Origin of the sequence: Pseudomonas sp. 2,4-D (assembly GCF_030418155.1) — a bacterium.
GTDB classification, from domain to species: Bacteria; Pseudomonadota; Gammaproteobacteria; order Pseudomonadales; family Pseudomonadaceae; genus Aquipseudomonas; species Aquipseudomonas alloputida.
In genome coordinates this window covers 52,241-73,916 of the sequence record NZ_JAUHUI010000030.1, presented here as the reverse complement: position 1 = coordinate 73,916, position 21,676 = coordinate 52,241, and the positions used below count along the sequence as shown (strand labels likewise).

24 protein-coding genes are annotated in these 21,676 nt (G+C 61.7%); 1 reads left to right on the top strand and 23 read right to left on the bottom strand.

Features of this window, described 5'->3' with window-relative positions; genetic code table 11:
• Window positions 1–336 precede the first annotated feature (336 nt).
• The 21 genes from QYE47_RS19585 to trmJ form a co-directional block, all read right to left on the bottom strand.
• Window positions 337–1,128, bottom strand: coding sequence for an amidohydrolase (locus QYE47_RS19585; protein WP_014589761.1), 792 nt, complete (start codon window positions 1,126–1,128; stop codon window positions 337–339).
• Window positions 1,116–2,264: a pyridoxal phosphate-dependent aminotransferase gene (locus tag QYE47_RS19580; RefSeq protein ID WP_014589760.1), complete on the bottom strand. Its 1,149-nt coding sequence runs from the start codon at window positions 2,262–2,264 to the stop codon at window positions 1,116–1,118. Before QYE47_RS19580 ends, QYE47_RS19585 begins: the two co-directional genes overlap by 13 nt.
• A 151-nt stretch (window positions 2,265–2,415) precedes the next feature.
• Window positions 2,416–3,879, bottom strand: a complete 1,464-nt coding sequence (gene der, locus QYE47_RS19575; protein WP_014589759.1) for a ribosome biogenesis GTPase Der — start codon at window positions 3,877–3,879, stop codon at window positions 2,416–2,418.
• A 113-nt stretch (window positions 3,880–3,992) separates the two neighbouring features.
• On the bottom strand, window positions 3,993–5,135 hold the full coding sequence (bamB, locus tag QYE47_RS19570) for an outer membrane protein assembly factor BamB (RefSeq protein WP_003248513.1): 1,143 nt from the start codon (window positions 5,133–5,135) through the stop codon (window positions 3,993–3,995).
• Window positions 5,136–5,777, bottom strand: a complete 642-nt coding sequence (locus QYE47_RS19565; RefSeq protein WP_014589758.1) for a tetratricopeptide repeat protein — start codon at window positions 5,775–5,777, stop codon at window positions 5,136–5,138. It lies immediately after the preceding gene.
• A gap of 39 nt (window positions 5,778–5,816) precedes the next feature.
• A complete protein-coding gene (gene hisS, locus QYE47_RS19560; protein WP_014589757.1) occupies window positions 5,817–7,106 on the bottom strand; it encodes a histidine--tRNA ligase in 1,290 nt (429 codons plus the stop codon).
• Between the two features lie 25 nt (window positions 7,107–7,131).
• Window positions 7,132–8,241: a flavodoxin-dependent (E)-4-hydroxy-3-methylbut-2-enyl-diphosphate synthase gene (gene ispG / locus QYE47_RS19555; RefSeq protein ID WP_010952070.1), complete on the bottom strand. Its 1,110-nt coding sequence runs from the start codon at window positions 8,239–8,241 to the stop codon at window positions 7,132–7,134.
• A gap of 3 nt (window positions 8,242–8,244) precedes the next feature.
• On the bottom strand, window positions 8,245–9,255 hold the full coding sequence (locus tag QYE47_RS19550; protein ID WP_014589756.1) for a RodZ domain-containing protein: 1,011 nt from the start codon (window positions 9,253–9,255) through the stop codon (window positions 8,245–8,247).
• Window positions 9,252–10,013, bottom strand: a complete 762-nt coding sequence (gene pilW, locus QYE47_RS19545) for a type IV pilus biogenesis/stability protein PilW (RefSeq protein WP_014589755.1) — start codon at window positions 10,011–10,013, stop codon at window positions 9,252–9,254. Before pilW ends, QYE47_RS19550 begins: the two co-directional genes overlap by 4 nt.
• A 14-nt stretch (window positions 10,014–10,027) precedes the next feature.
• The gene (rlmN, locus tag QYE47_RS19540; protein WP_010952067.1) at window positions 10,028–11,173 is read right to left on the bottom strand and encodes a 23S rRNA (adenine(2503)-C(2))-methyltransferase RlmN; all 1,146 of its coding nucleotides are present in this window, start codon (window positions 11,171–11,173) and stop codon (window positions 10,028–10,030) included.
• 28 nt (window positions 11,174–11,201) lie between these two features.
• The gene (gene ndk, locus QYE47_RS19535) at window positions 11,202–11,627 is read right to left on the bottom strand and encodes a nucleoside-diphosphate kinase (RefSeq protein ID WP_003248526.1); all 426 of its coding nucleotides are present in this window, start codon (window positions 11,625–11,627) and stop codon (window positions 11,202–11,204) included.
• Window positions 11,628–11,715: 88 nt separating this feature from the next.
• On the bottom strand, window positions 11,716–11,916 hold the full coding sequence (gene iscX, locus QYE47_RS19530; RefSeq protein WP_003248529.1) for a Fe-S cluster assembly protein IscX: 201 nt from the start codon (window positions 11,914–11,916) through the stop codon (window positions 11,716–11,718).
• Between the two features lie 10 nt (window positions 11,917–11,926).
• Complete coding sequence (fdx, locus tag QYE47_RS19525) at window positions 11,927–12,268, bottom strand: ISC system 2Fe-2S type ferredoxin (protein WP_003248531.1); 342 nt, start codon at window positions 12,266–12,268, stop codon at window positions 11,927–11,929.
• A 3-nt stretch (window positions 12,269–12,271) separates the two neighbouring features.
• Window positions 12,272–14,134, bottom strand: a complete 1,863-nt coding sequence (gene hscA / locus QYE47_RS19520; protein ID WP_014589754.1) for a Fe-S protein assembly chaperone HscA — start codon at window positions 14,132–14,134, stop codon at window positions 12,272–12,274.
• 43 nt (window positions 14,135–14,177) lie between these two features.
• Window positions 14,178–14,699 (bottom strand): co-chaperone HscB, encoded by a 522-nt coding sequence (hscB, locus tag QYE47_RS19515; protein ID WP_010952065.1) that lies wholly within the window; start codon window positions 14,697–14,699, stop codon window positions 14,178–14,180.
• Between the two features lie 8 nt (window positions 14,700–14,707).
• On the bottom strand, window positions 14,708–15,031 hold the full coding sequence (gene iscA, locus QYE47_RS19510; protein ID WP_003248536.1) for an iron-sulfur cluster assembly protein IscA: 324 nt from the start codon (window positions 15,029–15,031) through the stop codon (window positions 14,708–14,710).
• A gap of 28 nt (window positions 15,032–15,059) precedes the next feature.
• Entirely contained in the window at window positions 15,060–15,446 is a 387-nt protein-coding gene (iscU, locus tag QYE47_RS19505) for a Fe-S cluster assembly scaffold IscU (protein WP_003248539.1), read from the bottom strand.
• Between the two features lie 46 nt (window positions 15,447–15,492).
• Window positions 15,493–16,707: an IscS subfamily cysteine desulfurase gene (locus tag QYE47_RS19500; protein ID WP_003248541.1), complete on the bottom strand. Its 1,215-nt coding sequence runs from the start codon at window positions 16,705–16,707 to the stop codon at window positions 15,493–15,495.
• Window positions 16,708–16,752: 45 nt separating this feature from the next.
• Window positions 16,753–17,244 carry a Fe-S cluster assembly transcriptional regulator IscR gene (gene iscR / locus QYE47_RS19495; RefSeq protein ID WP_070383480.1) on the bottom strand — a complete coding sequence of 164 codons (492 nt, stop codon included), beginning with the start codon at window positions 17,242–17,244 and terminating at the stop codon, window positions 16,753–16,755.
• 179 nt (window positions 17,245–17,423) lie between these two features.
• Window positions 17,424–18,209, bottom strand: coding sequence for a serine O-acetyltransferase (cysE, locus tag QYE47_RS19490; RefSeq protein WP_010952064.1), 786 nt, complete (start codon window positions 18,207–18,209; stop codon window positions 17,424–17,426).
• 3 nt (window positions 18,210–18,212) lie between these two features.
• Window positions 18,213–18,968: a tRNA (cytosine(32)/uridine(32)-2'-O)-methyltransferase TrmJ gene (gene trmJ, locus QYE47_RS19485; RefSeq protein ID WP_041167126.1), complete on the bottom strand. Its 756-nt coding sequence runs from the start codon at window positions 18,966–18,968 to the stop codon at window positions 18,213–18,215.
• 151 nt (window positions 18,969–19,119) lie between these two features.
• Between trmJ and suhB the strand changes: the two genes are divergently transcribed.
• Window positions 19,120–19,938, top strand: coding sequence for an inositol-phosphate phosphatase (gene suhB, locus QYE47_RS19480; RefSeq protein ID WP_003248548.1), 819 nt, complete (start codon window positions 19,120–19,122; stop codon window positions 19,936–19,938).
• A 163-nt stretch (window positions 19,939–20,101) separates the two neighbouring features.
• On the opposite strand, the gene QYE47_RS19475 is transcribed toward suhB, so the two are convergent.
• The gene (locus QYE47_RS19475) at window positions 20,102–20,644 is read right to left on the bottom strand and encodes a glycine zipper 2TM domain-containing protein (RefSeq protein WP_014589751.1); all 543 of its coding nucleotides are present in this window, start codon (window positions 20,642–20,644) and stop codon (window positions 20,102–20,104) included.
• Window positions 20,645–20,765: 121 nt separating this feature from the next.
• Complete coding sequence (gene secF, locus QYE47_RS19470; RefSeq protein ID WP_014589750.1) at window positions 20,766–21,674, bottom strand: protein translocase subunit SecF; 909 nt, start codon at window positions 21,672–21,674, stop codon at window positions 20,766–20,768.
• Window positions 21,675–21,676 lie beyond the last annotated feature (2 nt).

Sequence of the window (21,676 nt, the reverse complement as noted above, 5' to 3'; positions counted from 1 at the left end):
TGTGTAGGAGCGGGTTTACCCGCGAATACGGTGGCGGCGGCAACGGTGAACGGCGGGTGGAAATTGGCCAGCAGGGCTGGCCTCTTCGCGGGTAAACCCGCTCCTACGGTGGCCTGTGTCCAACCCCAGATGTGTGTCCACCACCGGGGTAGGCGTGGGTTTACCCGCGAATACGGTGGCGGTGGCAACGGTGAACAGCGGGTGGAAATTAGTCAGCAGGGCCGGCCTCTTCGCGGGTAAACCCGCTCCTACGGGGGCCCGTGCCCAACCACCGATGTGTGTCCACCACCAATCTGTGTAGGAGCGGGTTTACCCGCGAAAGGGCCGGGCCTGCTGTCAGTGCAGCTCGAAGGTATCGGCATCCAGGTTGGCCGGGAACTTGGCCCGGTACGCCGCCAGTTCCGCCGCGCTCAGTACTGCAGTGAACACCCCGTCCGCCTCCCCGGCACTGAGCAGGCTCTCACCCTGGAAGTCCAGCACCTGGCTGTCACCAGAATAAGCAAAGCCTTTACCGTCCGTGCCCACCCGGTTCACCGCCGCCACATAGCACAGGTTCTCGATCCCCCGCGCCGGCAGCAGGCGGTTCCAGTGCTGGCGACGCGCCGCCGGCCAGTTGGCGGTGTACAGCAGCAGGTCAGTGTCCTGGGCGTCACGGCTCCACACCGGGAAGCGCAGGTCGTAGCAGATCAGCGGGCGAATCCGCCAGCCCATGAGCTCGAACTGCACCTGCCGCTCGCCTGGGGTGTAATGTTTGTGCTCACCGGCCATGCGGAACAGGTGGCGCTTGTCGTAGTGCAGAATCTCGCCGTCCGGTCGCGCCCACAACAGGCGGTTGCGGTGGCTGCCATCGGCGGCCTGGATGATCACACTGCCGGTAATCACCGCGTTATGCTTCTTCGCCTGCGCCTTCAGCCATTTGTAGGTCGGACCGTTCTCCAGTTCGCACAGGCTTTCCGATTGCATCGAAAAACCGGTGGTAAACATTTCCGGCAGGATCACCAGGTCGACCTCGCCCACCTGCTCCAGCAGCACCTCGAAGTGCGCGTAGTTGGCCTCGCGGTCGTGCCAGGCCAAGGTGGTTTGCACCAGTGCGACTTTCAGGTTCGGCAGTTTACTCAGATCGCGCATAGTCTTTCCGCTGCCTGACGCAGCGTCTCCTCTCGTTTGGCAAAGCACAGGCGTACCAGGCGTTGCTCGGGGATGGGTTGCTGGTAGAACACCGATACCGGGATGGTCGCCACGCCGTGCTCACGCGTCAGCCACAGCGACATGTCGACATCGTTCAGGTCAGGACGGATTTGCGAATAGTCCACCAGCTGGAAATAAGTGCCCGTCGTGCGGGTAAAGTTGAAACGCGAGCCGTCCAGCAAACCGCAGAACAGGTCGCGCTTAGCCTGGTAAAAGGCCGGCAACTCATCAATATGCTCGGGATGCCCGGCCATGAAATCGGCCAAGGCACACTGCAGCGGCGTCACGCCACAGAAGTTGACGTACTGGTGCACTTTGCGCAGCTCGGCGCTCAGGGCAGGCGGCGCGATCACGTAACCGGTCTTCCAACCGGTAACGTGGTACGTCTTGCCGAAGGAACTGACCACGAAGGCACGGGAGTACAACTGCTCATGGGCCAGCACACTGGCGTGGCGTACGCCGTCATAGACCAAGTGCTCGTACACTTCATCGCTGACCAGGTAGATATCGCGGTCGGCAATAAGTGCGGACAACTGGTCGAGGTCTTCGCGGGTGATCAACGCGCCGCTGGGGTTGTGTGGCGAGTTGAGGATGACCATGCGCGTGCGCGGGCTCAAAGCATCGCTGAATTTCTGCCAGTCGATACGGAAATCGCCGTCGCTCAACTGCACATGTACACAGCGGCCCCCGGCCAGCTCCACGGACGGCTCGTAACTGTCGTAGCAGGGGTCGAAGACGATCACTTCGTCACCGGCATGCACCACCGCCTGGATGGCACAGAAAATAGCCTCGGTGGCGCCGGGGGTGATAGTCACTTCCTGATCGGCATCCACCCTGGCCCCATACAGCCGCTCGACCTTGGCCGCTACCTGCTGGCGCAAGGCCGGAAGGCCGGTCATCGGCGAATACTGGTTATGCCCGGCAGCCACGTGCCGGCCCACTGCATCGAGCAGGGCCTGCGGGCCATTGAAGTCAGGAAAGCCCTGGGACAGGTTGAGCGCGCCGGTCTGCACGGCGAGCTGGGACATGGTGGTGAAGATGGTCGTGCCGACATTCGGCAGTTTGCTGCGGATCATGGAGCCCTCTTTCCTGGGGTATATCCGGCACGGGGTGGAGTCCGAGCATAGCGGATCGAGCGGTCAGGAAAAAGGTTGAAACAATAGGGGGATTGCTCTGGATCAAAGGGCGTCTGTGGGGGCGGCCTTGCCCGCCCCCACATGGCGCTACTTAGCGTTTGTCGCGACGCTTCTTCTCGGCCTTCTTGTGGTGCGACATCAGGCGGCGTTTCTTGTTGACCTGGCGATCGGTAAGGGTGTTTTTCTTGCCCTCATACGGGTTCTCGCCGCCCTTGTACTCAATACGAATCGGCGTACCGACCAGCTTGAGCACGCGGCGATAGGTGTTTTCCAGGTAACGCGAGTACGACTTGGGAATGCTGTCAGTCTGGTTGCCGTGGATCACGATCAGTGGCGGGTTGGCACCGCCGAGGTGGGCATAGCGCAGCTTGATGCGGCGACCATTGACCATCGGCGGCTGGTGCTCGCTCACGGCATCTTCGAGGATCTGCGTCAGGCGGCTGGTCGGCCAGCGAGTGACCGCGGACTGGAATGCAGCCTGTACCGACTTGTACAAGTTGCCCACGCCCGTGCCATGCAGCGCGGAAATAAAGTGGATGTCAGCAAAGTCGACGAAGAACAGCCGGCGCTCCAGCTCGGTCTTCACGTAGGCGCGCTCACCCGGCTCCATGCCATCCCACTTGTTCAGGGCAATGACGATGGCGCGACCGGCTTCAAGGGCGAAGCCCAGCAGGTTAAGGTCATGGTCGACCACACCTTCGCGGGCATCCATGACGAAGATCACGACGTTGGCGTCCTTGATCGCCTGCAGCGTCTTCACCACCGAGAACTTTTCGACTTCCTCGTGGATCTTGCCTCGCTTGCGCACACCGGCGGTGTCGATGAAGGTGTACTTCTCGCCATCGCGCTCGAACGGGATGTAGATACTGTCACGGGTGGTGCCCGGCTCGTCGTAGACCACCACTCGCTCTTCACCGAGCATGCGGTTGACCAGCGTCGACTTGCCAACGTTCGGGCGGCCGATGATGGCGATCTTGATGCCATCCTTCTCGCTTGGGCCAGGAATGCGCACGGCTTCCTCACCTTCAGCGACGTCCTGTTCGAGGGCCTCGTCTTCGGCATCACGCGGCAGGTGACCGAGCACGGCCTCCATCAAGGCGTTGATACCACGGCCCTGGGAGCCCGCCACCGGAATGGCGTTACCCATGCCCATTGGCGAGAATTCGGCGCGTGCAACGTCGGGGTCGATGTTGTCGATCTTGTTGGCAACCAGGATCGCCGCCTTGTTCCGCTTGCGCAGGTGCTCGGCGATCATCTGGTCTGCTGCGGTCATGCCCGCTCGGGCATCAACCAGGAACAGCACATAGTCGGCTTCTTCGATGGCCATGAGCGACTGCTCGGCCATTTTTTCGTCCATGCCCACTTCGTCACCGGTGATACCACCGGTGTCGATCAGGATGAAGGAACGACCCTGCCAGCTGGCATCACCATACTGGCGGTCACGGGTCAGGCCAGACAGGTCACCGACGATGGCATCGCGGGTCTTGGTCAGGCGGTTGAACATGGTGGATTTGCCGACGTTCGGGCGGCCCACCAGGGCAATTACGGGAACCATCGGCTCTCCACTCTCGAATTCTTGAAAATGCAAAGGCCGCTGCAAGGCAGCGGCCGGAGTACGGGCGGCGTGTACGCCGCGACTTGAAGCCCGCCAAGGCTTCAAGCATAGCTTCAGCGGATGGTCAGTGCCTCGAGCTTGCCGCTGTTGCCGAAGACATAGATGGTGTCGCCGACCACAAGTGGGCGGGCGCGCAGGCCATCGCTGTCGATGCGCTCACGGCCGACGAAGCGGCCATCCACCTGGCTCAGCAGGTGCAGGTAACCTTCAAAGTCACCCACAGCCACGTAGCTGCTGAACACTTCAGGGGCGGTCAACTGGCGGCGAGCCATGCTGTCGTTGCTCCACAGGGCACTGGAAGAGCGCTCATCCACACCTTCCACGGTACCCGAGGCTTCGCTGACGTAGACGTTACCGAAGCCCTGAGCAACACCCACATAGCTGGAAGCATCGCGCTGCCACAGCTCGCGGCCGCTTTCCAGGTCCAGGCCCGCTACACGGCCCTGGTAGGTGCTGACGTACAGGGTACCACCAGATAGCAGCAAGCCGCCGTCGATATCAACCACACGGTCCAGCTCGGAACGGCCCTTCGGGATGGCCACGCGGCTTTCCCACACCGGCACACCGTTGTTGATGTCCACCGCCACTACCTTGCCGGTAGACAGGCCGGCAACCGCCAGGCGGTTGGTGGCGATCGGCGCACCGGTACCACGCAGCGTCAGCACGGCCGGGGAGTTCTCGTAGATCCAACGGCGGTCGCCAGTGGCGGCATCCAGGCCGATCAGGCGGTCGTCCTGGGTCTGCACCACCACCACGTCACCGTTGTTGGCAGGTGGGGCGAGCACTTCGCTGGTCACGCGCGAGCGCCAACGCTCCTCACCGGTGCTGGAGTCCAGGGCAATGACTTCACCCTTGAGGGTACCGAGCATGACCAGGCCATAGCCTACGCCAACTGCACCGGAAACCTGCAGCTCCAGGTCCTTCTTCCACACCACGTCACCGGTAATGCGGTCGAGGGCGAAGACTTCGCCGTTGACGTCGGAAGCGTAGATACGGTCGTTCTCGATGGCCGGTACCAGGGTGTTGTAGGTTTCACCCTGGCCATCACCGATCGAACGGCTCCACTGCTTCTTCAGCACCACTTCCTCGGTGAACTTGGTCAGCTCGGCCGGGGGCAGTTCCTTCTTGCTGTTGCTGCTGCAACCTGCGGCCAGTACGGCCAGGGTCAGCACTGCTGCATGTTTCCAACCGATCACTTACGCGTCCCCTTTAGCCAGGTCATCCAGCTTCAATTGCAGGCCACCGACCGCCGCGTCATCGGACAGCGCGGCCTTGGCTTTTTCGTAAGCGCTGTGGGCGTCGTTGGTGCGACCCAGCTGCACCAGCAGGTCACCCTTCAACTCTTCACGGCTTGCCAGGAAGGCTTTATCGGCGTCACCGTCGAGCAGCTTGAGGGCATCCTCGGCCTTATCCTGGGCTGCCAGTACGCGCGCCAGACGCTGACGCGAAATCTCGCCCAGGGTGACGTCGGCCGGATTGTCCAACACGCTTTTCAGCTCGGCTGCGGCGTCATCGAGCTTGCCGCTGTCAACCGCGACCTTGGCCACGAACAGGCTGCCGTACTGGGCGTAAGCGGTGCCGCCAAACTCGCTCTTGAGCTTGCCGGCCAGTTCCGCGACCTTGGTGGCGTCCGGCTGGCCGGTCGGTGTCAGGCTGGTTTCAATCAACGCCTGATACAACTGCGAGGCACCTTGCGACTGGTTGTTCTGGTATTTGTGCCAGGTATTCCAGCCCAACACCACCACGCCAGCCAGCAATGCACCGGTCAGCAGCGGCTTGCCGTTGCGGCTCCACCAGTCCTTGACGCCTGCCAGGTCATCATCATCGGTACTCGACACCCCAATACTCCTTTTCGCCTATTCGCTTGTTGAACCGCGTTACGCTTGCGCGATCGCGGTTTCCAGGTGCTCCGCAAGAGCATCCCAGGCAATGTTCTGTTGTTCGCCCTGGCCACGCAGGGGCTTCAAGCCGATTTCTTGCTTGGCCAGCTCGTCGTCGCCGAGGATCAGGGCGAACAGTGCACCGCTCTTGTCGGCTTTCTTGAACTGGCTCTTGAAGCTGCCACCACCGGCGTTGACAGCCAGGCGCAGGCCCGGCAAGCGGTCGCGCAAGCCTTCGGACAGGCGCAGGCCTGCCAGCTCCGCCTGCTCGCCAAAGGCGCACAGGTAAACGTCGATCTGGCGGCTGATGGACTCCGGCACCTTGCCCAGGGTTTCCAACAGCAGGATCAGGCGCTCGATGCCCATGGCGAAACCAACGCCAGTGGTCGGCTTGCCACCCATCTGTTCGACCAGGCCGTCGTAACGGCCACCCGCGCACACCGTGCCCTGGGCACCGAGCTTGTCGGTTACCCACTCGAACACGGTCTTGCTGTAGTAGTCCAGGCCGCGTACCAGCTTGGTATTGATCACGAACGGAATACCGGCAGCGTCCAGGCGGGCCTTCAGGCCCTCGAAGTGCACGCGCGATTCTTCGTCCAGATAGTCTTCCAGCTTCGGCGCCCCAACCAGCACCGCCTGGGTGTTCTGGTCCTTGCTGTCGAGGATACGCAGCGGGTTGCTCTTCAGGCGGCGCTGGCTGTCTTCGTCCAGTTGCTCCAGGCGCGCCGAGAGGAACTCGACCAGCGCGTCACGGTAGCGTGCGCGGGCTTCACTGGTGCCCAGGCTGTTGAGCTCCAGCTTGACCGCGTCCTGAATGCCCAGCAGGCCCCACAGGCGCCAGGTCAGCATGATCAGCTCGGCATCGATGTCCGGGCCGTCCAGGTTGAACACTTCCACGCCAATCTGGTGGAACTGGCGGTAGCGGCCCTTCTGTGGGCGCTCGTGGCGGAACATCTGGCCGATGTACCACAGCTTCTGCACCTGACCGTTGCCGGTGATGCCGTGCTCGAGCACTGCTCGCACACAGGCCGCGGTGCCTTCAGGGCGCAGGGTCAGTGAATCGCCGTTGCGGTCCTCGAAGGTGTACATCTCTTTTTCGACGATGTCGGTCACTTCACCGATCGAGCGTTTGAACAGCTCGGTGAACTCGACGATCGGCGTGCGGATCTGGCTGTACCCGTAGGAGTCCAGCAGCCCGGCCACGGTGCCTTCGAAGTAGCGCCACAGCGGCGACTGTTCTGGCAGGATGTCGTTCATGCCACGGATGGCTTGCAGCGATTTGCTCACGAAAAGTCCTTACGAATTCTGTGTGTCAGCCACGAGCGATCAACGCCGCGTCGGCCTCGGCCTTTTCGGCCGCTTTCTGGCGGATGAGTTTTTCAAGCTCATCGACCAGGTTGTCATTGGTCAGCTTCTGCGCCGGCTTGCCGTCGATGTAGATCAGGTTCGGCGTACCGCCGGTCAGGCCTACATGGGCTTCCTTGGCTTCACCCGGGCCGTTGACCACGCAACCGATCACCGCCACATCCAGCGGCACCAGCAGGTCTTCCAGGCGCCCTTCCAGCTCGTTCATGGTCTTGACCACATCGAAGTTCTGCCGCGAGCAGCTCGGGCAGGCGATGAAGTTGATGCCACGCGAGCGCAGATGCAGCGACTTGAGGATGTCGTAGCCGACTTTCACTTCTTCGACCGGATCGGCCGCCAGCGAGATGCGGATGGTATCGCCAATACCTTCGGCCAGCAGCATACCGAGGCCGACGGCGGACTTCACGGTGCCCGAACGCAGGCCACCGGCTTCAGTGATGCCCAGGTGCAGCGGTTGCACGATCTGCTTGGCCAGCAGACGGTAGGCTTCGACAGCCATGAACACGTCCGAGGCCTTGACGCTGACCTTGAAGTCCTGGAAATCCAGGCGATCGAGATGCTCGACGTGGCGCAGGGCCGACTCGACCAGTGCGGCCGGGGTCGGTTCGCCATACTTCTTCTGCAGGTCTTTTTCCAGCGAACCGGCGTTGACCCCGATACGAATCGGAATGCCGCGGTCGCGGGCGGCATCGACCACGGCGCGCACGCGGTCTTCACGGCCGATGTTGCCCGGGTTGATCCGCAGGCAATCAACGCCCAGCTCGGCAACGCGCAGGGCGATCTTGTAGTCGAAATGGATGTCGGCGACCAGCGGCACGCTGACCCGTTGCTTGATCTTGCCAAACGCTTCGGCCGCGTCCATGTCCGGCACCGAGACCCGCACGATGTCCACGCCGGCGTCGACCAGACGCTGGATTTGCGCCACGGTAGCAGCGACATCGTTGGTGTCGGTGTTGGTCATGCTCTGCACCGCGATGGGCGCATCACCACCCACCGGCACATTGCCAACCCAGATTTTGCGGGATTCGCGACGTTTGATCGGAGATTCGCCGTGCATGACTTACTGTCCCAACTTCAGGCGAGCAGTCTCGCCACTGGTGAACGGGGCAACATCGACGGCCTGGCCGTTGTAGCTTACCTGGGCGCCCCGGGCAAAGCCCAGGCGTACCGCGAATGGCGGCTTGCCGGTCAGCTCGAGGTTGTCCCCCTTGCGCTTGATGGCGCTGAACAGCACCTTGCCGTTGCCGTCGCTGACCTGGGTCCAGCAATCGGCAGTGAACTGGATGGCGACCTTGGCGCTGCCAGCTGGCACCGCGGAAGGCTCGGCGGCCGCCACTGCCGGTGCAGGTGCAGCAGTGGCCTGCACTGGAGGAGTAACCGGTGCAGGCGAAGCAGCAGGTGCGGGTTGCACAGGCGCTTGTTGTGCTGGAGCAGGCGCTGTGGCAATGGCTGCCTCAGAGGTTACCGGCGCCTGTTCAGCGGCAGCAGGCTGCTCGGCAGCGCCCTGCTCCAGCGCCAGCGGCGCACTTTCAGCTTGCTGGCCAGCGGAAACGGCCTGGTCTTCAGGCTCATCGAGCGGGTGAATCTGTGTGGTGCCGTCGGCGCTTTCGACCTCGACATGTTCCAAGGCGATCTTGGCCAACTCCTTGCCCCGCAGGCTGCCCTGGTCCTGCCACCAGAAAAAGCCACCACCGACCACAGCCACCAGCAACAGCAGGCTGACGCCGCGCAGGATGTTGTGCGACAACCGCACAGGCTCTTCGATACGGCCCAGCGAATGCACGTCGCTGCCTTTGGCGTGGGTACCGGTGTAGCGGTCGAAGGCATCTACCAGGGCGGCCTGGTCGAGGTCCATCAGCTTGGCGTAGGCGCGAATGTAGCCACGAGCGAAAGTATGCCCGGGCAGCTTGTCGAAGGCGCCGGTTTCCACGTGGTTCAACGAACTGACAGTGAGGTTGAGCTTGCGGGCCACCTCGGCTTGAGACCAGTCCCGTTTCTCACGGGCCAGGCGCAAAAGCTCACCGGGGTTCTGGCCAGGCGCTACTGCTACTTCGGGATGCGCGGCGTTCATCGTTGCTCCGACAGGTATTGCTGATATTCCGGCGTACCGGGATAAAGTCGTTGTAATTGCTGGCCCAATTCGGCCAGTGCGCCCTGCTCGTCGAACACCCTGGCAAGGCGGCTGCCCAGCAGCAGGCTACGGGCGTCGTGGTCGCTCAACTGGCTGAAACGATCGTAGTAGTCCCGGGCCGGCACATAATGCCTGTTTTCGTAGGACAACTCAGCCATTTCCAGCAACGCTTTTGGTTGCCGCTGGTTGAGTTGTAACGCTTTCAACAGATACGCGTGCGCCTGATCGCGGCGTTCGAGCTTCAGGGCGGTCAGGCCCAGATTCTCGTATACGCGTGAGCGCTCAGGATACAGGGTATCGGCACTGGCCAGGCGAAACATCTGCTTGGCCTCGGCAAATCGCCCCTGAGCATAAAGGAAACTGCCGTAATTGTTGCGAATTCGCGTGTCACCGCGGCTTATCAGCAAGGCCTTGCGAAAATGTGCTTCGGCCAACGCCGGCTCGCCTTCGGCTTGAAACACTACCGCCAGCGCGGCGTGCGCATCGACATCCTGGTCATCCAGCGCCAGGGCCTTTCCCAGCGGCGCCTTGGCCTGTTCGGTCAAACCTTGTTGCAAATAACCCAAGCCAAGCTGCACATAAGCCCGCCCTGCCTCCACCCTGCCCTGGCGGCTGGCCAAGGGGTCGCTCGCGCCACCCGACACGCAGCCGGCCAGCAGCGAAAGCGCAAGGATCGACAGCGCGGCACGCAGGCTCATGGGCAAGGTACCTGTCAGTGGCTGGCGGCGCTGTCTGGCAGTTCGACGTCCGCAGAAAGCTGGCGAACAGCGATGTAGCGCTCACTGCGGCGAGTACGGTCATTGACCTGGCCGACCAGCTGACCACAGGCAGCGTCGATGTCGTCGCCGCGCGTGGTACGGGTGGTGACGTTGAAGCCTCCGTGGTGCAGCAGGTCCTGGAAGCGACGAATGGCGTTGTTGCTCGGTCGCTCGTAGCCCGAATGCGGGAACGGGTTGAACGGGATCAGGTTGATCTTGCAGGGTACATCGCGCAACAGTTCGATCATCTGCGCGGCATGCTCGGGCTGGTCGTTGACGTCCTTGAGCAGGGTGTACTCGACGGTGAGCACGCGCTTGCCACCCAGGGTGGACATGTAGCCCATGCACGATTCCAGCAGCACCTTCAGCGGGTACTTCTTGTTGATCGGTACCAGCTTGTTGCGCAGTTCGTCGTTCGGCGCATGCAGCGACAGGGCCAGCGACACGTCGATGTGCTTGGCGAGTTCGTCGATCATGGGCACCACGCCCGAGGTGGACAAGGTGACACGGCGCTTGGAAATGCCATAGCCAAGGTCATCCATCATGATTTTCATGGCGGCAATGACGTTGTCGAAGTTCAGCAAGGGCTCGCCCATGCCCATCATGACCACGTTGGTAATCGCGCGGTCGACTTTGGCAGGAACGGTCCCGAAGGATTTGTTGGCAAGCCACACCTGGCCGATCACTTCGGCGGCAGTGAGGTTGCTGTTGAAGCCTTGCTTGCCGGTGGAGCAGAAGCTGCAGTCCAGGGCACAGCCGGCTTGCGACGATACGCACAGGGTGCCGCGGTCGTCGGTTGGAATATAGACGGTCTCAACGCAGCTGCCGGAGGCAACGCGGATCACCCATTTACGGGTGCCGTCGGCGGAAATGTCTTCACTGACCACTTCCGGTGGGCGAATTTCGGCAACGGCCTCGAGCTTTTCGCGCAAGACCTTGCCTACGTTGGTCATGGCCGCAAAGTCGGACACGCCAAAATGGTGAATCCATTTCATCACCTGGCCGGCACGGAAGCGCTTCTCCCCAATAGAGTCGAAGAATTGTTCCATTTCCGGCTGGGTCAGACCCAACAGGTTGATTTTGCCAGTAGATGTCGTCATGGATTCACCCTCACCCGTAAGCTTTCGCTTAGCGAGTGGTTACCTCGGTAGCAGCGAAGAAGTAAGCGATTTCGCGAGCAGCAGCAGCTTCGGAGTCCGAACCGTGAACGGCGTTGGCGTCGATCGACTCGGCGAAGTCAGCGCGGATGGTGCCGGCAGCAGCTTCTTTAGGGTTGGTAGCACCCATCAGCTCACGGTTCTTGGCAATGGCGTTCTCGCCTTCCAGAACCTGGACAACGACCGGACCGGAAGTCATGAAGGCAACCAGGTCACCGAAGAAGCCGCGCTCGCTGTGCTCAGCGTAGAAGCCTTCGGCTTCGGCTTTGGACAGTTGCTTCATTTTCGAGGCAACGATTTTCAGGCCGGCTTCTTCGAAGCGAGTGGTGATCTTGCCGATGACGTTTTTGGCAACAGCGTCAGGCTTGATGATGGAGAAAGTACGTTGAACAGCCATGGAAAACTCCAGAATATGAGTGTTACGAAAAATTAAACCCGCGAATTATACGCGGGTTCCGGGGGATTGCCTAACCTGCAAGTGACGCTTAGTCGGCTTCGTCGATCCAGGCGGCCTGGATTGCCTCGAGCACTTTCTCACCGCCGCGTGACGGATCGTCGCTGAACTCTGGCAATGCCAGCACCCAGCGGTGCAGGTCCACGAAATTCACATAACGAGGATCGACCTCAGGCTTGCTTTCTGCAAGCTGGATTGCGATCTCAAGTACATCAACCCATTTCAGACTCATGTACAGGCCCTCAGTGCGGTGCTTCGGCAGCATGGTTGAGCGAATACTTGGGGATCTCGATGGTCAGGTCTTCGTCAGCGACGAAAACCTGGCAACCCAGCCGCGATTGCGCTTCCAGGCCCCAGGCTTTGTCCAGCATGTCCTCTTCCAGCTCGTCAGCCTCTTCGAGCGAATCGAAGCCCTTGCGCACGATGCAGTGGCAAGTGGTACAGGCCTTGACGCCGCCGCAGGCACTTTCCATCTCGATGTGATGGTCGTGGGCCAGCTCCAGGATGTTGGTCCCGGGCTTGACCTCCACGGTCAGCCCCTCGGGGCAGAACTTCTCATGCGGCAGGAATGTCACCAGCGGCATCGATTACTCCTCGATCTCATTCAGGTTGCGCCCGGCCAGTGCGGCTTTGACCGTCGAATCAAGGCGACGGGCGGCAAATGCATCGGTCACCTGCGACAGACGCTTGGTCTGTTGCTCGATGGCTGCGCCATCGGTGCCGGCCAGCAAATCACGTAGTTCTTGCATCTGGAATTCGATGGCGTCGCGCTCGTCACTGCTGAGCAGGCGCTCGCCGTCGGCGTCCAGGGCGCCCTGTACCGCCTCGAGCAGCCGCTCGCCATCTACCTGATGCTCTCGCAGCTGGCGGGCGTGCTTGTCGGAACCGGCGTGTTCGAAGGAGTCCTTGAGCATGCGGGCGATTTCGCCGTCGGTCAGGCCGTAGGACGGCTTGACCTGAATGCTGGCTTCCACGCCCGAACCCAGCTCGCGGGCAGCGACGCTGAGCAGGCCATCGGCATCCACCTGGAAGGTGACGCGGATTTTCGCAGCACCGGCAACCATGGCCGGGATGCCGCGCAGCTCGAAGCGGGCCAGCGAACGGCAGTCGCTGATCAGCTCGCGCTCGCCCTGCAGTACGTGGATCATCATGGCCGACTGGCCATCTTTGTATGTGGTGAACTCCTGAGCGCGGGCCACCGGAATGGTGGTGTTACGCGGGATCACCTTCTCCATCAGCCCGCCCATGGTTTCAAGACCAAGCGACAGCGGGATGACATCGAGCAGCAGCAGCTCGCCACCTTCGCGGCGGTTGCCGGCCAGGGTGTCGGCCTGGATGGCGGCACCGATGGCCACCACCTGGTCTGGGTCGATCGAAGTCAGCGGCGTGCGCCCGAAGAGCGCGCCCACGGCCTCACGTACACGTGGCACACGGGTCGAACCACCGACCATGACCACAGCGCCGACCTCTTCCAGTTCAACCCCACTGTCGCGCACAGCGCGGCGGCAAGCCTTGAGGCTGCGGGCGACCAGGGGTTCGATCATGGCTTCGAAAGCGCTGCGACTCAGTTCGCCCTGCCAGGCGCCGTGGCTGACGCTGACCACGTCGGCATCGGTCAGGGCTTCCTTGGCGGCGCAGGCGGTTTGCAGCAGCGCGCGCTGGGTAGCCGGGTCGAGGTCAGACGACAAGCCAGCCTGCTCGATGATCCAGCCGGCAATAGCGTGATCGAGGTCGTCCCCCCCCAGGGCGGTATCACCACCGGTGGCGAGCACTTCGAATACGCCAGCGGTCAGGCGCAGGATGGAAATATCGAAAGTGCCGCCGCCCAGATCATAGATGGCCACCACGCCTTCGGCGTTCTGGTCAAGGCCGTAGGCTACGGCAGCCGCAGTCGGTTCGTTGAGCAGGCGCAGCACGTTCAGGCCGGCCAGACGCGCAGCGTCTTTGGTAGCCTGACGCTGGGCGTCATCGAAATAGGCCGGCACGGTGATCACCGCGCCTACCAGCTCGCCACCCAAGGTAGCTTCGGCACGTTCGCGCAACACCTTCAGGATGTCGGCAGACACTTCCACAGGGCTTTTCGGCCCCTGCACGGTGTCGATGAACGGCATGTGCGATTCACCACCCACAAAGCGGTATGGCAGTTGCTCGCCCAGCTGCTTGACGTCGGCCAGGCCGCGCCCCATCAGGCGCTTGACCGACAGCACGGTGTTCAACGGGTCGCTGGAGGCAGCATCACGCGCGGCCTGCCCCACTTCGTTACGCCCTTCGAGGTAGCGTACCGCGGACGGCAGAATGACGTTACCCTGCGCGTCGGGCAGGGGCTCGCTACGGCCGCTGCGCAGTGCAGCGACCATTGAGTTGGTGGTGCCCAGGTCGATCCCAACCGCCAGGCGGCGCTGGTGCGGCTGAGGGCTTTGACCGGGTTCGGCAATCTGCAGTAGGGCCATGCTTATCTGAATACCTTAGGTGCCATCACGGGCAGCACCGGGGTTAATCGTCGAGGCGCTCTTCCAGTTGGCGCACTTCTTGGGCGAGCTTGTCGAGGAACTGCATGCGGCGCATCAGGCGTTCAGCCTTGTCGCGCTCGCCCGGGGCATCCCAGCAGCCGGCAAAGTCCTCATTCAGCGTGTCCTGGGCGGCCTTCAGGCGCTTCTTGAACACGCCGACACCGTCAAGGTCGGCTTCATCCTGCAGTTCTTCGAGCTCTTCACGCCACTGCATCTGCTGCAGCAGGAAGTCAGGGTCGTGGACCGTGACTTCCTGGGGCACTTCATGGCCGCTGATGGCCAGCAGGTAGCGCGCGCGACGCGGCGCACTGCGCAGCGTCTGGTAAGCGTCGTTGAGGGCCGCGGATTTTTCCAGCGCTATACGCTGCTCACGCTCGGAGGCGTCGGCAAAGCGGTCAGGATGGACTTCGCGGGCCAGCTCGCGATAGCGAGTGGCCAGCTTGTCGAGATCCAGACGGAAGCTTGGCTGGAGGTCAAACAATGCGTAATGACAAGGAGTACCCACAGCCAGCCTCAAACGTTGAAGCTTTCGCCGCAGCCACACTCACCGCGCACGTTGGGGTTGTTGAACTTGAAGCCTTCGTTCAACCCTTCCTTGACGAAATCCAGTTCGGTGCCGTCGAGGTAGACCAGGCTCTTGGGATCGATGATCACCTTGACGCCATGGTTTTCGAACACCTGGTCTTCGTCCGCCAGTTCGTCGACGAATTCCAGCACGTAGGCCAGACCCGAGCAACCGGTGGTGCGCACGCCCAGGCGAATGCCCTCACCTTTGCCGCGCCCGTCGAGGGAGCGGCGAATGTGGTTGGCGGCGGCTTCTGTCATGCTGATAGCCATCAGAACTCCTTACCTTGCAACAGGCGACTTAGATCAAGCCTTTCTTCTGCTTGTAGTCGCGTACGGCTGCCTTGATGGCATCTTCGGCGAGTACCGAGCAGTGGATCTTGACCGGCGGCAACGCCAGCTCTTCGGCCAGTTGGGTATTCTTGATGGTTTCGGCCTCGTCCAGAGTCTTGCCCTTCATCCACTCGGTGGCGAGAGAACTGGACGCGATGGCCGAACCGCAGCCGTAGGTCTTGAACTTGGCGTCTTCGATAACGCCCTGCTCGTTGACCTTGATCTGCAGACGCATCACGTCACCGCAGGCCGGGGCGCCGACCATGCCGGTGCCGACATCCGGGTCTTCGGCATTCATCTTGCCGACGTTGCGCGGGTTTTCGTAGTGGTCGATGACCTTTTCACTGTATGCCATGGTGCAATTCCTTCCTCATCAGGGAGCCGCTCTTGCCGGCGACTGCTTAGTGGGCGGCCCACTCGATCTTGGAGATGTCAACGCCGTCTTTGTACATATCCCACAGCGGCGACAGCTCACGCAGTTTATTGACGGCCTCGCAGACTTTCTGCGCGGCGTAGTCGACTTCTTCTTCAGTGGTGAAACGGCCGAAGGAGAAGCGGATCGAGCTGTGCGCCAGCTCGTCGTTGCGGCCCAGAGCACGCAGTACGTAGGACGGCTCGAGCGACGCGGAGGTACAGGCCGAACCGGACGATACGGCGATGTCTTTCAGCGACATCAGCAGCGATTCGCCTTCGACGTAGTTGAAGCTCAGGTTCAGGTTGTGCGGTACACGCGCAGTCTGGCTGCCATTGACGTACAGCTCTTCAAGGTTTGAGACCTGCTTGAAGAAGCGGTCGCTCAGGGCCTTGATGCGTGCGTTTTCTGCAACCATTTCCTGCTTGGCAATGGCGAAGGCTTCGCCCATGCCGACGATCTGGTGGGTCGGCAGGGTGCCCGAACGCATGCCGCGCTCATGACCGCCGCCGTGAATGATGGCTTCAAGACGAACACGCGGCTTGCGGCTGACGTACAGTGCGCCGATGCCTTTCGGGCCATAGACCTTGTGCGCCGAGAACGACATCAGGTCGACTTTCAGCTTTTGCAGGTCGATTTCGACCTTGCCGGCCGACTGGGCGGCGTCGACATGGAACAGTACGCCGCGCGAACGGGTCAGTTCACCGATGGCGGCAATGTCGTTGATCGAGCCGACTTCGTTGTTCACATGCATCAGCGAGACCAGGATGGTGTCGTCGCGCAACACCGCTTCTACCATGGCCGGGGTGACGATGCCGTCTTCGCCTGGCTCCAGGTAAGTGACTTCAAAACCTTCGCGCTCCAGCTGGCGAGCGGTATCCAGGACCGCCTTGTGCTCGATCTTGGAGGTAATGATGTGCTTGCCCTTGGTCTGATAGAAGTGCGCGACACCTTTGAGCGCGAGGTTGTCGGACTCGGTGGCACCGCTGGTCCAGACGATTTCGCGCGGATCGGCGTTGATCAGCTCGGCAACCTGACGACGACCGTTCTCCACGGCTTCCTCGGCCTTCCAGCCAAAGACGTGGGAGCGCGAGGCCGGGTTACCGAAGTTCCCGTCGACCAGCAGGCAGTCGGCCATTTTCTGGGCAACGCGTGGGTCGACCGGAGTGGTCGCAGAGTAATCAAGGTAGATCGGCAACTTCATTTGTCTCTCCTATCAGGCGGTGGCGTCGCTCGTCGTCCCAGGGGGTCAATCGACGGCAGACGTCTCAATCTTGTCCATCTGGGCGGTTCGTCCTGCGACACGGCGCAGGTCCTGGCGCTGGGCGACTTCCTGCACATCACGGCGCTTGACGAGGTCGGCCAGGCTTATGCCGCTGAGGAATTCATGGATCTGCTGGCTGAGGTCGCACCACAGGTGATGGGTCAGGCAGGTATCACCGGCATGGCAGTCCCCGAGCCCCTGGCAACGGGTGGCATCAACCGATTCGTTGACCGCGTCGATAACCTGGGCCACCTGGATGGTTTCCATGCCCCGCGACAGCTGGTAGCCACCGCCTGGACCGCGCACGCTGGAAACCAAGCTGCTGCGGCGCAGCTTGGCGAACAGCTGCTCCAGATAAGAGAGGGAAATGCCCTGGCGCTCGGAAATATCGGCCAAAGACACCGGCCCATTCTTCGCGTGCAACGCCAGGTCGAGCATGGCGGTCACGGCGTATCGGCCTTTGGTAGTCAGTCGCATGGCTATTGGGTACCACGGGAGTTTCAGGATGTGTGCGAGTATGCGATTCCCGAGCATTTAAGTCAACTATTAGACCTACTGCTTTAGTCGGGATTGCATCAGGGAGGCGGGCGCGATTGTAGCAGACGAGGGGCGTGAGCACACGCCCCGCATGCCACCATGACTTCAGTGCGGCGCGATCAATGCGGCTGAGTGTCGCGCTGGGCCACCTGGGCAGCCTCGCTGAAGTCGTCCTCCGGCAAGGCCGGCAGTTCCTTGGCACAATAGTCACTGCCCATCTTGGTCAGCGCGCCACACATACCCTCCAACCGTTCGTCGACGGCCTGCAGGTGATCGAGCATCTGGCCGATGGCCCGCGCCACCGGGTCGGGCATGTCGCCACTGACACCATAGGCGTCAAAGCCGATCTTCTCGGCCATTGCCTTACGCTTGGCTTCGACTTCGGTGTCCTCGCTCTTGACGATGATCCGCCCCGGAATGCCTACCGCCGTAGCCCCGGCCGGCACCGCCTTGGTGACCACCGCATTGGAACCGATCTTGGCCCCGGCGCCGACCGTGAAAGGCCCCAACACCTTGGCACCGGCCCCTACCACCACGCCGTTTTCCAAGGTGGGATGGCGCTTGCCCTTGTTCCAGCTGGTGCCACCGAGCGTCACCCCCTGGTACAGGGTGACGTCATCACCGATCTCGGCGGTTTCGCCAATGACGATGCCCATACCGTGGTCGATGAAAAAGCGCCGCCCAATGGTGGCGCCAGGGTGGATTTCGATACCGGTCAGCCAGCGACCGAAGTTCGACACCAGCCGGGCCAGCCATTTGAAATCACGCCTCCACAGGGCATTGCCCAGGCGGTGCAGCCAGATGGCATGCATGCCGGGGTAGCAGGTGAGCACCTCGAAGGCATTGCGCGCAGCCGGGTCTCGGTGGAATACGCTTTGAATATCTTCACGCAGGCGTTCGAACATCTGTCAGTCCTTCCGTTTATGCGGCTCGCCCCGGACCACTTTCTGGGTCTCGGTGAGGATGCCGCGCAAAATGCTCATTTCCGAACGCTCGACCGCCACCCGCCCATACAGCCGGCGCAGGCGCGGCATCAGGTGCTTGGGCTTTTCGGGGTCGAGGAAGCCGATGCCCACCAGGGTTTTCTCCAGGTGGTCGTAGAACAGCTCCATTTCATCCATGGTCGCCAGCTCAGCGGCGTCAACCTTCTCGACTTTGCGCGGTGCCTCACCGGCAGCCAGCCAGGCCATGCGCACCTCGTAGGAGAGCACCTGCACGGCAGCCGCCAGGTTCAGCGAGCTGAAGTCGGGGTTGGAGGGAATGTGCACGTGGAAGTGACATCGCTGCAGTTCTTCGTTGGTCAGACCGGCGTGCTCGCGCCCGAACACCAGGGCGATTTCCTCGCCGCCATTGGCATGCTCCACCGCCTTGGCACCGCATTCACGCGGGCCGATCAACGGCCAGGGAATGCTGCGCTCGCGAGCGCTGGTGCCCATCACCAGGTTGCAACCGACCAGCGCCTGCTCGAGGCTGTCGACCACCTGGGCGTTATCCAGCACATCGTCGGCGCCCGAAGCACGGGCACTGGCATCCACGGCGGGGAATTCTTTCGGCTGCACCAGCACCAGACGCGACAAGCCCATGTTTTTCATGGCACGTGCAGCGCCGCCGATGTTGCCGGGGTGGCTGGTATTGACCAGAACAACACGAATATTTTGCAGCAAGGTGTTGTGCTCACAGATGCAGGAATCAGGGCCTTCGATCTTACAGAACCGACAGACGTAACGCCATGAAAGCAAATGTGACACTTCTGCCGCCAAAGTTTTCTGCTAGAATGATCGGCTTTCTTCTTTAACATCTCCAGGTGACCCGCCCATGCAGCCTATGCTGAATATCGCCCTGCGCGCCGCTCGCAGCGCCAGTGAACTGATTTTCCGCTCCATCGAACGCCTGGATAGCATCAAGGTCGATGAGAAAGAGGCCAAGGACTACGTTTCCGAAGTCGATCGCGCCGCCGAGCAGAGCATCGTCAACGCCCTGCGCAAGGCCTACCCGAACCACTCCATCCAGGGCGAAGAAACCGGCCTGCACGCGGGTAGCGGCGAAGAAGGCAAGGATTACCTGTGGATCATCGATCCGCTGGACGGCACCACCAACTTCCTTCGCGGCATCCCGCACTTCGCCGTCAGCATCGCCTGCAAATACCGCGGCCGCCTTGAGCACGCCGTGATCGTCGACCCGGTTCGCCAGGAAGAATTCACCGCCAGCCGTGGCCGTGGCGCCCAGCTCAATGGCCGCCGCCTGCGCGTCAGCTCGCGCACAAGCCTGGAAGGCGCCCTGCTGGGCACCGGCTTCCCGTTCCGTGATGGCCAGATGGCGGACATGGACAACTACCTGGGCATGTTCCGCGCCTTGACCGGCCAGACCGCCGGCATCCGCCGCGCCGGCTCCGCCAGCCTGGACCTGGCCTATGTGGCTGCCGGCCGCTTCGACGCCTTCTGGGAGTCGGGCCTGTCCGAATGGGACATGGCAGCGGGCGTACTGCTGATCCAGGAAGCCGGTGGCTTGGTGAGTGACTTCAACGGTGGCCACGACTTCCTCGACAAAGGCCACATCGTTGCAGGCAACATCAAGTGCTTCAAGGCAGTACTGACTGCCATCCAGCCCCACCTGCCAGAAAGCATGAAGCGCTAAGCGCAGATTGCGGCAAACAAAAAGCACCTCTCGAGGTGCTTTTTTGTGCCTGGTGGTTTTGCATTGCCCGTACGGCCTCTTCGCGGGTAAACCCGCTCCTACAGGGGCAATACGATCCATGTAGAAGCGGGTTTACCGCGGAGGCCGGTACAGACGATGCAGATTACTGACCAGCTTCGCTCAGGATCAACTTGCCATTCTTGTCCAGCGGAATGGTCGATCCCGGCTCGCGGTCCATCTTCACCTTGCCTACCTGATCACCGATGGAATAGGTCACGTTGTAGCCCACCACCTTCTCGCTGATGTCGTTGACCGTGTTGCAGCGGGTTTGCGTGGTTGTGTACGTATCACGCTCCTGCATGCCTTCCTGCACCTTGTTACCGGCATAACCACCACCGACCGCACCGGCCACCGTGGCAATCTTCTTACCGGTACCACCACCAATCTGGTTACCCAGCAAACCACCGGCCAGCGCACCCACGACGGTGCCAGCGATCTGATGCTGGTCCTTGACCGGCGCCTGGCGCGTAACGGCAACGTCCTTGCACACTTCGCGCGGGGTTTTCACCTGTTGCTTGATCGGCTGCACGTCGGTGACCTGGGCATACTCAGGCCCCTTGTTGACCAAGCTGTAGGTCGCGACAGCACCTCCGGCAGTCACACCGACAGCACCCAGTACCGCACCCACCAGCATTGATTTATTCACGTGGACCTCCTGATCGTACCAGCGGGTATAAACCCGCGCTTCTCCCAGCCTTGGAGCAAAAAAAAAGGCGCGAGTTCAATACTCGCGCCTTTTACACCGCCAGGCGGTGATGGACTAGCCCTTACGGACGATCATCCACACCCTCGGCCTTGGTCGGCGGGATCAGGTCTTCGCTATTCAGGTTCAGCCAGATCAGTACCACGTTGGCGATATAGATCGACGAATAAGTACCGGCCATGACACCAATGAACAGTGCCAGTGAGAAACCGAACAGGTTGTCACCCCCGAAGAACAGCAGCGCAGCAATGGCCAGCAAGGTCGAAACCGAAGTGGCGACGGTACGCAGCAGGGTCTGGGTGGTGGAAATGTTGATGTTCTCGATCAGCGAGGCCTTGCGCATGACACGGAAGTTCTCGCGTACCCGGTCGAACACAACAATGGTGTCGTTCAGCGAGTAACCGATGATCGCCAGGACCGCCGCCAGCACTGTCAGGTCGAAGGTGATCTGGAAGAACGACAGGATACCCAGCGTTACCACCACGTCGTGGATCAGCGAGATGATCGCGCCAACGGCGAACTTCCACTGGAAGCGGAAGGCCAGGTAGATGAGGATACCGCCCAGAGCCAGGAGCATGCCCATGCCGCCCTGGTCGCGCAGCTCTTCACCGACCTGCGGACCGACGAACTCGACACGCTTGACCGTGGCCGGGTTGTCGCCGCCTGCCTTCTGCAGCGCGGCAGCTACCTTGTTGCCCAACTGCGGGTCATCGCCCGGCATGCGCACCAGCAGGTCGGTAGTGGCGCCGAAGCTCTGCACCACCGCCTCGTCGAAGCCGGAGTTGACCAGCTCGGCACGCACCGCCTTGAGGTCGGCAGGACGCTCGTAGGTCAGCTCGATCAGCGTACCCCCGGTGAAGTCCAGCCCGAAGTTCAGGCCCTTTTGCCACCAGCTGAACAGCGCCAACACGGTGAGGAGCACGGTGACGGCGAACGCGACATTGCGCACGCCCATGAAATTGATGGTTTTCATCG